Origin of the sequence: Pseudomonas sp. NFACC45 (assembly GCF_900113505.1) — a bacterium.
Taxonomy (GTDB): Bacteria; Pseudomonadota; Gammaproteobacteria; order Pseudomonadales; family Pseudomonadaceae; genus Aquipseudomonas; species Aquipseudomonas tehranensis.
In genome coordinates, this window is the sequence record NZ_FOPO01000004.1 from 388,644 (window position 1) to 401,667 (window position 13,024).

The following is a 13,024-nucleotide window of genomic DNA, read 5'->3' on the forward strand; positions in this document are numbered from 1 at the left end:
ACCAGAACCACCCCGAAACCTCGTGAGCAAAACCAGAGGTACTTGATGTTTTTCAGAAATAGCACCCGCAAGGAATTGAAGCTGCTCGGCGAACGGCTGGAACAACCCGACGGCGAGGGAGTATCGATAGCGGAGAAGGATTCGTCACTGCGACGGGTACTGGCCGGCATCGAACGCCTGCTCGCCGATCGCACGGCGCTCCGCACCAGCGTGGTCGACCTTGATGCTGAACTGCAACGCCTCAAACTTCAGTTGGGTGAGTACGAAACGCAGTTGCACAATCAAGCACAACTTTGGCAATTGCTGGCCTGCGGGTCGGGTGATTTGCTCTGGAAATTGCAGCTCAATGGCAGCCTACAGCCCGCCCGCGATGCAGTACTGCAATGGTTCGGCAACCTCCCTACCAGGTGGAGGTGCGCCTCGCGAGCCACTCGGGAGAATACCGCTGGGTCCGGATCTCCGGCGAAACGCTCCGTGACGAACGGGGGCTGCCGCAGATCAGTGTCGGTATGCTGCGTGAGGTCCACAAACAGCGCTTGCGAGGCAAAGAATTCGCGATGCTATCGGCCCGCTACGATATTTCCCGCGAATGCGTCCAGGACGCACTCTGGGATATCAATATCATCGCAGACGATCCAGCCAATCCGCATAACGTCATCTGGTTCTCGTCACAGATGCGCCGACTGCTCCGGCCAAACACCCTTCGATGTGATCTACTGCATCAGGTACCGCAACGACGAGTACCGTTGGTTCAGAGGCAGAGTTCAGACCCAGCGAAGCAAAGACGGCACGCCTATACGTACAGTGGGGGCGATCACAGACGTACACTCCCATCGCGCGAAAAGCCAGTTGCGCCAGACTCAGGAACGTCAGCATCAAGCGATGCAGGAAAACCACGCCAAGCTGACGCAGATAGTCGCCGCCATCCAAAGCATAGCCAAACAGGCCAATCTACTGGCCTTGAACGCGGCCTTGAACGCGGCCATAAAGGCGGCCAGAGCCGGTGAGGCTGGAAGGGGTATCGCAGTGGTCGCCGACGAGGTTCGCAAGCTGGCCACCCGGAACAGCCAGGCCACCCAGCAGGCGGCCGACATGATCGAGAGGTACTGAGTTCAAGCTGGGCATCCATCCTACTCGCCCGACTTCTCGTACAGAACGCAGACGCTCCTGGGTTTTCGCGAGTGTGTCAGCGCTTATGGGGGGTTAGCGAATGGCATTACATTGAAATGTGTGGCCTGCGCGTAAATGCCCGAGCCACACCCGCTTCCTGTTCGTCAGGCCAACATTTTGCCCCGAGCTTCCTTCAGATTCGCAGTCACCCGCGACACCTTTGCCTTCGGCTAACACTTCCCCTCGCCGGGGGTGTGTAGAGGGCTTTCACCTCCAAGTCACCAGCGAGGCCCCCACAGCCAAGCTGGTTGCGCTTACGCGCAACGCGCCATGCCTGGCGCACGCACAAAAAAAAGCCACTCATCTGAGTGGCTTTTTTCTGAATCTTGGAGCGGGAAACGAGACTCGCATCTAGCGTCCGACCCATTGAAATCTAAAGGTTTTTAAATATCCCCTCGGTGGGAATGGACTCATTTTTGGACTTGTTCGGAGGGCATGTCAAGAACAGGAAGAACATCACTCCAAACCGTACTATCGAGTGCTTTCTACATCCAGCCGCAGAAGCAACCATCAGGCTGACGGAATCAACTCCCGCGTAAGCCACGTTGCCAGCCGCGAAATCATCAGCATCCCGTGAGGTCGGCAAGCCAGTCAAACATTGTGTCGATCAGGGCTTGATGTTCTTCAGCTTACTGAGCAGCTCCAGCAACTGTTGAAGCTGCTCCTCACCGAACTGCTCCTGAATCTTCAGGTAATTGCTTTCCATCCCCGCACTCATGTCGACAAAACACTGCTGCCCCTGCTCGGTGAGAGCGACGAACATCCGGCGCTGATCTTCCGACGACTTCCTGCGACGGACGATACCGTCGCGCTCCAGCCGGGAAAGAACACCGGTCATGCTCGGCTTGAGGATGCACGCCAGGTGAGCCAGCTGATGGCTTTCCAGTTCGCCGTGCTGGCGCAGGATACGAATCACCCGCCACTGCTGCTCAGTCAGATCATGTTCATTGAGCAACGGCCGGAAAAATGCCATGGCTGCTTCGCGGGCCTGCAACAAGGTGAGCGTAAGGGACGGTCTGGGGGTCGGCATGGTTCACGCAGAAAAAGAGGTCGAAGCGTCAAAGCTTAGAGTCGGCACAGAGTGCACGCAACTATCCAGGAGAGCAAAGCCAGCTTGGCCTTGTGGTGACCCGTCATGAAAAGTGCAATCGGTTCCCTGTAAAAGCCATTTTTCCGGGTGCTGGCTACCGCCATGATTGCTCCACAGACACTCGACGCCTATCGAGAAGCAAACATGGCTACCTCAGCGCAAACCCGACTTTCGCAGTCGATACTCCCCAGGGGTCACCTGCGCATAACGTTGGAAGAATCGACTGAAATAGGCCGGGTCCTTGAAGCCCAGCTGGTAGCAAATCTCATTGGCCGAACCGCCGGTGAACAGCAACAGGCGCTTGGCTTCCTGCATCAGTCGTTCGAGGATCAGCCGTTTCGACGGCAAGTCGGCAATGCGTCGGCAGACGTCATTGAGCCGTGCCTCGGTAACACCAATACCGTCGGCATAGCGCGACAATGGCCAGTGCTGCAGGTAATGGTCTTCGATCAACTCGTTGAAGCGGTGGAAGATGCGCAAGTCTTCATGGCGCGCCGGGCGGGCTTCCAGGGAGTTGGCGCACAGCCTGAGCAGACTGATCATGATCAATCGCGTCAGGCTGTCCAACGCCGAACCCCGCCCCGGCCCATCGCCGTTGATCTCGCTGCACAGTTCCTCGAACAGAAACTCCAGGCGCCTGACCTCGGATTGGAATTGCGGTGCCAGCCGCGCCAGCGCCACGCAGGCCGCCGGCAACTGCGCGCCGGGCGCCAGGCAGGGGTCGGCATCGATCAACTGCCAGACCAATTGCTGGCGCACCGTCAGCACGTGCCCGTCGGCGTCCGCTTCGGTGACGAAGGAATGGGCCACCGTCGGTGGCGTGAGGAAAAACATCGGTCCCGACTCGAGGTATTGCTGGTCATCCAGATAGACCCGCACCGCGCCGCTCTTCACGTAATGCACCTGGAAGAACCGGTCGTGTCGGTGCACGGGCATGTTGCGGCCGAAGAATTCCGCCAGGTTGCCGAGTTTGTCGTAGTGCACTTCAGCATCACTGTAGCGCTGGTCGTAGACCTGACCGATGTTGATATTGGGGATCGGCTGACGATCGATCATCGCTCGCTCTCTTTCTTGTTTGGGTGTTGGCAGTGCAAGGACCTTCATCCTGCGCCGGTTTCAGGCGGCTAACCACTGCCGGAAGATTTTGCCACGCTTGACGATTGTTAACATATTAATTATAACGTTAACAGGTTAACGAATATTTTGCGGGGCTATCACTGCTCCGCCACTGCCAGGAGAAAAGCATGAGCCGTGCCCTGCATGATGTTGCGAACGGCACCCTGTTCGGCGTTGCGCTGAACTATCAAGGGTTGCTGAACCAACGAATCGCCGAATTTGAGCAAGCGCCTTACCAGAATCCGCCGGTCAAGCCGGTGCTGTTCATCAAGACTCCCAATACCCGAAATGGCCATGACCGCGCCGTGATTCATCCGCAAGGTGAACGCCTGCAACCGGGCCCTGCACTGGGTGTGGTGATCGGCAAAAGCGCCAGCCGGGTCAGCATCGAGAATGCGCTGGAGCATGTGGCCGGCTACACCATCGTCAACGAGTTCAGCCTGCCGGAAGACAGCTACTACCGTCCGGCGGTCAAGGCCAAGTGCCGTGACGGCTTCTGCTCGCTGGGCCCGGAACTGGTGGCCCGTGATCAGGTCGCCAACCCGCATCAGTTAAGCCTGAAACTGTTCGTCAACGGTGAACTGCGCCAGGAAAACTCCACGGCCAACTTCGTGCGCAGCATTCCCCAGCTGATCGCCGAGATCAGCGAGTTCATGACCCTCCACGAAGGCGATGTACTAATCACCGGCACCCCAGAAGGCCGTGTCGATGTCCAGCCCGGCGACACCGTCGAAGTCGAAATCAGCGGCCTGGGCCGCCTCGTCAACCACATCGTGGCCGAGTAACAGGAGCTTCCATGAAACACGCCCGTATCCGTTTTGAAGGCGAAGTCCACCTCGCCCATGTCGAAGAACACAACGCTCTGCGCCTGGCCGATGGCCGCCTGCTGGCCGAGAGTCAGGTTGAGTGGTTGCCACCGGCCACCGGCAGCATGTTCGCCTTGGGCCTGAACTACGCCGACCACGCCGCCGAACTGGCCTTCAAGCCGCCGACCGAGCCCCTGGCGTTTATCAAGTCCCCTGGCACCTACACCGGCCACAACCAGACCACCTGGCGTCCGGACAACGTCGCCTACATGCACTACGAATGTGAACTGGTGGCCGTCATCGGCAAGCCGGCGCGCAACGTCAAGCGTGAAGACGCCCTCGAGTACCTGGCCGGCTACACAGTGTGCAACGACTACGCGATCCGTGACTATCTGGAAAATTATTACCGGCCCAACCTGCGGGTAAAAAACCGTGATGCCACGACGCCCGTCGGCCCGTGGATCGTTGACGTCGCCGACGTGCCAGACCCAGGCAACCTGAAACTGCGCACCTGGATCAACGGTGAATTGCGTCAGGAAGGCTCGACCTGCGACATGATTTTCGACATCCCTTACCTGATCGAATACCTGTCCAGCTTCATGACCTTGCAACCCGGCGACATGATCGCCACGGGTACGCCGGAAGGCTTGGCCGATGTGGTGCCAGGTGATGAAGTGATTGTGGAAGTGGAAGGCGTGGGTCGCCTGGTCAATCGAATTGTCAGCGAAGCGGAATTCTTCTCCGCCCGTAACGAGGCTTGAGCAACATGATCAAACACTGGATCAACGGCCGCGAGGTCGAAAGCAAAGACACCTTCGTCAATTACAACCCGGCTACCGGTGAAGCCATTGGTGAAGTCGCCAGCGGCGGCGCCGAGGAAGTGTCTCAGGCAGTGGCCGCCGCCAAGGAAGCCTTCCCGAAATGGGCAGCGACCCCGGCCAAGGAGCGCGCAAAGCTGATGCGCAAGCTCGGCGAACTGATCGAGCAGAATGTCCCGCGTCTGGCCGAACTGGAAACCCTCGATACTGGTCTGCCGATCCATCAGACCAAGAACGTGTTGATTCCACGGGCCTCGCACAACTTCGATTTCTTCGCTGAAGTCTGCACCCGCATGGACGGGCACAGCTACCCGGTCGATGACCAGATGCTCAACTACACCCTGTATCAGCCGGTAGGAGTCTGCGCCCTGGTGTCGCCATGGAACGTACCGTTCATGACCGCCACCTGGAAGACCGCGCCATGCCTGGCGTTGGGTAATACTGCGGTGCTGAAGATGTCCGAGCTGTCGCCGCTGACCGCCAATGAACTGGGCCGCCTGGCCGTCGAAGCCGGCATTCCCAAGGGCGTGCTCAATGTCATCCAGGGCTACGGCGCCACCGCCGGTGACGCGCTGGTTCGCCACCCGGATGTACGTGCGATTTCCTTCACTGGCGGTACCGCCACCGGCAAGAAAATCATGCAGACCGCCGGCCTGAAAAAGTACTCCATGGAACTGGGCGGCAAGTCGCCGGTGCTGATCTTCGAAGACGCGGATCTTGAGCGGGCCCTCGACGCGGCGTTGTTCACCATCTTCTCACTCAACGGTGAACGCTGCACCGCTGGCAGCCGGATCTTCATCCAGGAAAGCGTTTACCCACAGTTTGTCGCCGAATTTGCCGCTCGTGCCAAACGCCTGATTGTCGGCGATCCGCAAGACCCGAAAACCCAGGTCGGCTCGATGATTACTCAAGCCCACTACGATAAGGTCACCGGTTACATCAAGATCGGTATCGAAGAAGGCGCCACCCTCCTCGCCGGTGGCCTGGAACGTCCGGCCAACCTGCCGGCACACCTGAGCCGCGGTCAGTTCATCCAGCCGACGGTGTTCGCCGACGTGAACAACAAGATGCGCATCGCCCAGGAAGAAATCTTCGGCCCGGTGGTCTGCCTGATCCCGTTCAAGGACGAAGCCGAAGCCCTGCAACTGGCCAACGATACCGAGTACGGCCTGGCGTCTTACATCTGGACCCAGGACATCGGCAAAGCGCATCGACTGGCCTATGGCATCGAAGCCGGCATGGTGTTCATCAACAGCCAGAACGTGCGCGACCTGCGTCAGCCGTTCGGCGGTGTGAAAGGCTCCGGTACCGGTCGTGAAGGCGGCCAGTACAGCTTCGAAGTGTTCGCCGAAATCAAGAACGTTTGCATCTCCATGGGCAGTCATCACATTCCGCGTTGGGGCATCTAGACCGCCGGTAAGGGTTGTCGAAGGCTGTGATGGGTCGCGCATCGGCCCATCGCAGCAGTCGACATCCACCTGACTGAATCAAACAACAACTTCAGGAGAATCATCATGGGCGAAGTCGTCCTGGCCGCGAAGATCTGCCACGTACCTTCAATGTACCTGTCGGAACTGCCCGGCAAGCATCACGGGTGTCGCGAAGCGGCGATTGCCGGGCACAAAGAAATCGGACGTCGAGCCCGCGAACTGGGTGCCGATACCGCCGTGGTGTTTGACGTGCACTGGCTGGTCAACAGCGGCTATCACATCAACTGCGGCGAACATTTCAAGGGCATCTACACCAGTAACGAACTGCCGCACTTCATCAAGAACATGGAGTACGAGTACCCGGGTTGCCCAGAGTTGGGCGAGCTGATCGCCGCCGAGGCCAATCAGGCGGGCGTGCGCACCATGGCCCACAACATCCCGAGTCTGGAGCTGGAATACGGCACCTTGGTCCCGATGCGCTACATGCACATGGGCGTACCAGACGAGCAGAAGTTCGACGTGATCTCCATCGCCGCCTGGTGCGCCTGGCATCGTCTGGAAGATAGCTTTGCCTTCGGTGCTGCGGTGCGGCGGGCTATTGAGAAGAGCGACCGCAAGGTGCTGGTGCTGGCTTCGGGCTCGCTGTCCCACCGTTTCTCGGATGATCGCGAAGCCGAAGCCAACATCCACAACTGGACCCGCGAGTTCGACAAGCAGATGGACCTGCACGTGGTCGAGATGTGGAAGCAAGGCCGCTTCAAGGAGTTCTGCGCAATGCTCCCGGACTACGCCGAGCATTGCTTCGGCGAAGGCAAGATGCACGACACCGCGATGCTCCTTGGACTGCTGGGCGGGCCTGAATACAACAAACCTGCCGAGATCATCACTCAGCCGTTCGGCAGTTCCGGCACTGGCCAGATCAACGCCATTTTCCCCCTCTGACACTCGCTCGCGGGCAACCCAAGGGTTGCTCACGGCCCGGGAGACTCACATGCCGCATTTCATCGCCGAGTACACCGACAACATCGAACAGCAGGCGAACTTGCCCGCGCTGTTCGAAAAGGTCCACGCCGTCCTGGGAGACAGCGGCGTGTTCCCCCTGGGCGGCATCCGCAGTCGCGGTGTGCGCCTGGATACCTGGCGCATGGCTGACGGCAAGCACGATTACGCCTTCGTCCACATGACCCTCAAGGTCGGTCACGGACGGGATCTGCCGACCCAACAGACCGTCGCCGAAACACTGTTCAACGTGATCACCGAACACTTCGCCGAGCTGCAATCGCAACGCTTGCTGGCGCTGTCGTTCGAGATGATCGAACTGCACCCGGAACTGAACTTCAAGCAGAACAACGTGCATGCCTTCTTGAAGAACCAGGCGAGCTGATCTGCGCCCACCTTCCGCCAACGGCCACTCTGACAAAAAGTACAACATCATGAGCACAGCCAATACCGCCGACAGCATCACCCTTGCCGAGCATGATCGAACCCACAGCACCGTGACCCGGCGCCTGATGCCCTTGCTGCTGATTTGTTACCTGTTCGCCCACCTGGACCGGATTAACATCGGTTTCGCCAAGATGCAGATGAGTACTGACCTGCAGTTCAGCGATACGGTCTACGGCCTCGGCGCCGGGCTGTTCTTCATTGCCTACGCGCTGTTCGGCGTACCGAGCAACATGGCGCTGGATCGGGTCGGACCACGGCGCTGGATTGCCAGCCTGATGGTGGTCTGGGGCGTACTTTCCACCGGCATGTTGTGGATCGAAAGCGCCAACGGTTTCTATGTCCTGCGCTTTCTGCTGGGTATGGCCGAAGCCGGTTTCTTTCCCGGGATCCTGGTATTTCTCAATCGCTGGTACCCGGCCCGTCGCCGGGCGCAAGTCACGGCCCTGTTTGCCATTGCCGTGCCCATGGCCGGCGTCATCGGCGGACCGTTGTCCGGCGCCATCCTGGAAAATTTCCATGACTTCGGTGGGCTGCGAGGTTGGCAGTGGATGTTCCTGATCGAAGGGGCGCCGGTGGTCCTCCTCGGCCTGGTGGTGCTCAAATGCCTGCCGGATAGCTTCGAAACGGTGAAGTGGCTCAACCCGATGCAGAAACAACAACTGCGAGCGCAATTGAGCCATGAAGAACAACGCAAATCCATCACCTCCTTCGGTGGCATTGTTCGTGATCCCCAGGTCTGGTTGCTGGTCGCGATTTATTTCGCGGTGATGCTGGCGGTTAACACCCTGGCGTTCTGGATGCCGACGCTGATCCACGGTGCCGGTATTGGTCGCGACAGCCAGGTCGGCCTGCTCAGTGCCGTGCCTTATCTGGCCGGTTGCTGCTTCATGATCGGTTGCGGACGCTCGTCGGACCGTAACCGGGAACGCCGCTGGCACCTCTGTGTGCCGCTGCTGATGTCCGCCGCCGGCATTGCCGTCACGGGCCTGGCGCCGGGCAATCCGCTGCTGGTGCTGGGTGGTCTGATCATCGCCGGAATGGGTGCCAGTGCCGCCTTGCCGATGTTCTGGCAACTGCCGCCGGCCTTTCTCTCCAATGGCACTCAAGCCGCCGGCATCGCGTTGATCAGTTCGTTCGGCAGCATCGCTTCGTTCCTCGCGCCCTACCTGATCGGCTGGATGCGCGACACCACTCAAAGCGCCAGTCTGGCCCTGTATGTGCTGGCGCTGTTTATCGCCCTTGGCGGCTTCCTGGTCCTGCGCACCAATGCAGCCATCGTCAACCCACAGTAAGAGATCTTCGTCATGCTAGATCAACAGCAAATCCTGCAAGCCGCCGCACAACTGGACCGGGCCGAACGCTCCAGGGAGCAGATCCGGCAATTTTCTCTCAACCACCCGGCTATCACGATCGAAGACGCCTATGCCATCCAGCGCGCGTGGGTTGCACAGAAAATCAAGGACGGGCGCAAGCTGGTTGGGCACAAGATCGGTCTTACCTCACGGGCCATGCAAGTGTCCTCGAACATCACCGAGCCGGATTTTGGTGCGCTGCTCGATGACATGTTCTTCGACGAGGGCACTGACATTCCTTTCGAACGCTTTATCGTGCCACGGGTGGAAGTGGAGCTGGCGTTCATCCTTGGTAAGCCGCTCAAAGGCCCGAACTGCACGATCTTCGACGTGCTCGACGCCACTGAATGGGTGATCCCGGCATTGGAGATCATCGACGCCCGCATTCAGCAAGTCGACCCGCAGACCAAAGCGACACGCAAGGTGTTCGACACCATTTCGGACAATGCCGCCAACGCCGGTGTGGTCATGGGCGGTCGCGCCGTTCGGCCGACCGAGATCGACCTACGTAAGGTGCCCGCCGTGCTCTACCGTAACGGCGTGATCGAAGAGTCCGGGGTTTCGGCCGCAGTGCTCAACCACCCGGCCAAAGGCGTGGCCTGGCTGGCGAACAAGCTGGCCGCATACGACGTCACCCTTGAAGCGGGGCAGATCATTCTTGGTGGTTCCTTTACTCGTCCGGTGGCGGCCAACCCCGGCGATACCTTCCATGTCGATTACGACATGCTGGGTTCCATCTCCTGCCGCTTCATCTGATCCCTGGAGGACTGTTCTATGGACATGCCCATCAACCGTTTCAAACAACGTCTGAAAAGCGGCGAAGCACAGATCGGTCTCTGGCTCGGTCTGGCCGATGCCTATTGCGCCGAGCTGGCGGCGAATGCCGGTTTCGATTGGCTACTGATCGATGGCGAACATGCTCCCAATGACCTGCGCGGCATGCTCAGCCAGTTGCAAGCTGTCGCGCCCTACTCAAGCCAGGCAATCATCCGCCCGGTGATCGGCGATACCGCGCTGATCAAACAGATGCTGGATATCGGCGCCCAGACCCTGCTGGTTCCGATGGTCGAAAATGCTGAGCAGGCACGAGAACTGGTGCGCGCGATTCACTACCCGCCCCAGGGCATACGCGGTGTCGGCAGTGCGCTCGCCCGTGCTTCGCGCTGGAACAGCATTCCCGGTTACCTGGATCAGGCCGATGCGCAGATGTGCCTGCTGGTGCAGATCGAGAATCGCGAAGGCCTGGCCAACCTGGAGGCCATTGCGGCGGTCGAGGGCGTCGACGGGGTGTTTATCGGCCCAGCGGATTTGAGCGCGTCCATGGGTCATCGCGGCAATCCGGGACATCCCGAGGTGCAGGCGGCCATCGAGGACGCCATTGTGCGGATTCAGAAGGCCGGCAAGGCCGCAGGCATTCTCAGCGCCGACGAAAAACTCGCCCGGCGCTATATCGAGCTGGGCGCGGCCTTCGTTGCTGTCGGCGTCGACACCACCGTGCTGATGCGCGGTCTGCAAACCCTCGCTGCCAAATTCAAAGATGCTCCGGCGCCCACCAGCTCCGGCGGCGTGTACTGATTTTTTTGAGAAGTCCGATGAAACTTAACGATTTGAAACTGCTACGCGAGCAGGCTTACATCAATGGCCAATGGATCGACGCCGATGACGGCACCCGTTTCACGGTGACCAACCCGGCGGATGGCGAAACCATCACCCAAGTCAGCTCCCTCAGCCAGGCCGAAACCGCTCGCGCCATCTCTGCTGCTCAGGTTGCCCTGCCCGCCTGGCGCGGAAAGACCGCCAAGGAACGCAGCAACGTGCTGCGAACATGGTTCGAGTTGATCATGGCCAATCAGGAAGACTTGGCCCGCCTGCTCAGTTGGGAACAAGGCAAGCCATTGGCCGAGAGTCGCGGCGAAATTGCTTATGGCGCGAGCTTTATCGAGTGGTTCGCCGAAGAAGCCAAGCGGGTCTACGGCGATGTGATTCCTCACGACAAGCAAGGCCGGCGGCTGGTGGTAATCAAACAGGCTATCGGGGTGGTTGCAGCCATCACGCCATGGAATTTCCCCAATGCGATGATCACCCGCAAGGTCGGGCCGGCGCTGGCCGCCGGTTGCACCGTGGTGCTCAAACCGGCGTCGGAAACGCCATTGTCGGCCCTGGCTCTGGCTGAACTCGGCGAACGCGCCGGAATTCCGGCCGGCGTGCTGAACGTGGTCACCGGCACCCGCTCCCGGGAAATCGGTGCCGAGCTGACGGGTAACCCAGCGGTGCAAAAACTCTCGTTCACCGGTTCCACAGGCATCGGAAGATTGCTGATGGCCCAGTGTGCGCAAACCATCAAGAAAGTCAGCCTGGAACTGGGCGGCAACGCGCCCTTTATCGTCTTCGAAGACGCCGACCTTGATGCCGCGGTGGAAGGTGCGATCGGCTCTAAATTCCGTAACAGTGGCCAGACCTGTGTCTGCACCAACCGCTTGCTGGTGCAGAACAGTGTCTATGACGAGTTCTCCCGACGCCTGGTGCTGGCTGTCAACGCCCTCAAGGTCGCCCGGGCCGAGACCGAAGGCGCGCAACAAGGACCGCTGATCAATGCCAAAGCCGTGGCCAAGGTCGAAGAACACATCAGCGACGCTCTGGTCAAGGGCGCCACGCTGCTGGCCGGCGGCAACCCCCACGCGCTGGGCGGCAACTTCTTCGAGCCCACGGTGCTCGGCGACGTCACCCCGGCCATGCTGGTGGCCCGGGATGAGACCTTCGGCCCGCTGGCACCACTGTTTCGCTTCGACACCGAAGCCGAGGCAATCGCTATGGCCAACGATACGGAGTTCGGTCTGGCGTCCTATGTCTACACCCGCGACCTAGGCCGCGCCTGGCGCGTCAGCGAAGCGCTGGAGTACGGCATGGTCGGGGTCAACGAAGGACTGATCTCCACCGAAGTGGCGCCGTTCGGCGGGATCAAGCAGTCAGGATTGGGCCGCGAAGGTTCGAAGTACGGGATCGATGACTACATCGAGCAGAAGTACATGTGCATGAGTATCAAATAGGTCGGCTGATCGGCTTCCGATTGAGGGCCAACAAGCAGCAAGGTCTTGTGCGGGCCTTCTGGGAGCCGGGCTTGCTCGCGATGAGCGATGAAGCGGTTGGCCTGGCGCACCGCGGCGCCTGCATCGCGAGCAAGCTCGGCTCCTACAAGCGCCTGATGGTTTTCAGCTCATCGAGCAGCCCGAGCAACGTCTGCAATTTCTCTTCGCCCAGCTGCGCCTGCAACCGTTGGTAGTTCTCTTCCATGCACTGGCTCATGGACGCAAAACACGCCTCGCCCTTTTCGGCCAGAGTCACCAACACCCGCCGCTGATCCTGCTCGGCCTTGCGCCGATGGACCATACCGGCCGCCTCCATGCGCACCAGTACACCGGTCATACTCGGTTTGAGAATGCAGGCCAGTTCCGCCAGTTGGTAGATTTCCAGTTCCTCATGCTGACTGAGGATGCGGATGACCCGCCACTGTTGTTCAGTCAGGCCATGCTGGTTGAGCGAGGGCCGAAAAAAGCTCATGGCCGCTTCACGGGCCTGCAATAGGGTCAAGGTCAGGGATTGCCGGGGTTTATGCATGGAAGTCAGAATCACGCTTGATTTAGTTAATAGTTTAACGAAACTCTACCACTGTCCAACTCATAAAACGCTATAACTTGTTTGGCTCCCGGAGGCTCTGGCGCGCTGAATCAAAAATCCCGGCACAGAGAATCAAGACATCCATTGCGCCAGGGCTCTTAATAAGAGTCATCCGGTACAG

General features: G+C 59.6%; 13 protein-coding genes and 1 pseudogene. 10 read left to right on the forward strand and 4 right to left on the reverse strand.

Annotation, left to right across the window (positions count from 1 at the left end; genetic code table 11):
- Window positions 1–144: 144 nt before the first annotated feature.
- On the reverse strand, window positions 145–300 hold the full coding sequence (locus BM132_RS28905; protein WP_256244244.1) for a hypothetical protein: 156 nt from the start codon (window positions 298–300) through the stop codon (window positions 145–147).
- A gap of 606 nt (window positions 301–906) precedes the next feature.
- Here BM132_RS28905 and BM132_RS28910 point away from each other — a divergent pair.
- Window positions 907–1,071, forward strand: a pseudogene (locus tag BM132_RS28910) (methyl-accepting chemotaxis protein); the annotation flags it as partial.
- Window positions 1,072–1,777: 706 nt separating this feature from the next.
- Here BM132_RS28910 and hpaR (BM132_RS09700) read toward each other — a convergent pair.
- Both hpaR (BM132_RS09700) and hpaA read right to left on the reverse strand, forming a co-directional pair.
- Window positions 1,778–2,200 (reverse strand): homoprotocatechuate degradation operon regulator HpaR, encoded by a 423-nt coding sequence (hpaR, locus tag BM132_RS09700; RefSeq protein ID WP_092454943.1) that lies wholly within the window; start codon window positions 2,198–2,200, stop codon window positions 1,778–1,780.
- Between the two features lie 213 nt (window positions 2,201–2,413).
- The gene (gene hpaA / locus BM132_RS09705; RefSeq protein ID WP_092454945.1) at window positions 2,414–3,316 is read right to left on the reverse strand and encodes a 4-hydroxyphenylacetate catabolism regulatory protein HpaA; all 903 of its coding nucleotides are present in this window, start codon (window positions 3,314–3,316) and stop codon (window positions 2,414–2,416) included.
- Between the two features lie 188 nt (window positions 3,317–3,504).
- Here hpaA and BM132_RS09710 point away from each other — a divergent pair, with 188 nt between their 5' ends.
- From BM132_RS09710 to BM132_RS09750, 9 genes are all read left to right on the forward strand, one after another.
- A complete protein-coding gene (locus BM132_RS09710; RefSeq protein ID WP_092454946.1) occupies window positions 3,505–4,161 on the forward strand; it encodes a fumarylacetoacetate hydrolase family protein in 657 nt (218 codons plus the stop codon).
- An 11-nt stretch (window positions 4,162–4,172) separates the two neighbouring features.
- Complete coding sequence (locus BM132_RS09715) at window positions 4,173–4,943, forward strand: fumarylacetoacetate hydrolase family protein (RefSeq protein ID WP_092454948.1); 771 nt, start codon at window positions 4,173–4,175, stop codon at window positions 4,941–4,943.
- Window positions 4,944–4,948: 5 nt separating this feature from the next.
- Complete coding sequence (hpaE, locus tag BM132_RS09720; RefSeq protein WP_092454950.1) at window positions 4,949–6,409, forward strand: 5-carboxymethyl-2-hydroxymuconate semialdehyde dehydrogenase; 1,461 nt, start codon at window positions 4,949–4,951, stop codon at window positions 6,407–6,409.
- Between the two features lie 105 nt (window positions 6,410–6,514).
- The gene (gene hpaD, locus BM132_RS09725) at window positions 6,515–7,372 is read left to right on the forward strand and encodes a 3,4-dihydroxyphenylacetate 2,3-dioxygenase (RefSeq protein ID WP_092454953.1); all 858 of its coding nucleotides are present in this window, start codon (window positions 6,515–6,517) and stop codon (window positions 7,370–7,372) included.
- Window positions 7,373–7,421: 49 nt separating this feature from the next.
- Window positions 7,422–7,814, forward strand: coding sequence for a tautomerase family protein (locus tag BM132_RS09730; protein WP_092454955.1), 393 nt, complete (start codon window positions 7,422–7,424; stop codon window positions 7,812–7,814).
- 49 nt (window positions 7,815–7,863) lie between these two features.
- On the forward strand, window positions 7,864–9,168 hold the full coding sequence (locus BM132_RS09735; protein WP_092454957.1) for an MFS transporter: 1,305 nt from the start codon (window positions 7,864–7,866) through the stop codon (window positions 9,166–9,168).
- Between the two features lie 12 nt (window positions 9,169–9,180).
- Window positions 9,181–9,984, forward strand: a complete 804-nt coding sequence (gene hpaH / locus BM132_RS09740; protein ID WP_092454959.1) for a 2-oxo-hept-4-ene-1,7-dioate hydratase — start codon at window positions 9,181–9,183, stop codon at window positions 9,982–9,984.
- An 18-nt stretch (window positions 9,985–10,002) separates the two neighbouring features.
- Window positions 10,003–10,803, forward strand: a complete 801-nt coding sequence (gene hpaI, locus BM132_RS09745) for a 4-hydroxy-2-oxoheptanedioate aldolase (protein ID WP_092454961.1) — start codon at window positions 10,003–10,005, stop codon at window positions 10,801–10,803.
- A 17-nt stretch (window positions 10,804–10,820) separates the two neighbouring features.
- Entirely contained in the window at window positions 10,821–12,275 is a 1,455-nt protein-coding gene (locus BM132_RS09750) for an NAD-dependent succinate-semialdehyde dehydrogenase (protein ID WP_092454963.1), read from the forward strand.
- A gap of 142 nt (window positions 12,276–12,417) precedes the next feature.
- Here BM132_RS09750 and hpaR (BM132_RS09755) read toward each other — a convergent pair whose 3' ends face one another.
- Window positions 12,418–12,843, reverse strand: coding sequence for a homoprotocatechuate degradation operon regulator HpaR (hpaR, locus tag BM132_RS09755; protein WP_092454965.1), 426 nt, complete (start codon window positions 12,841–12,843; stop codon window positions 12,418–12,420).
- Window positions 12,844–13,024 lie beyond the last annotated feature (181 nt).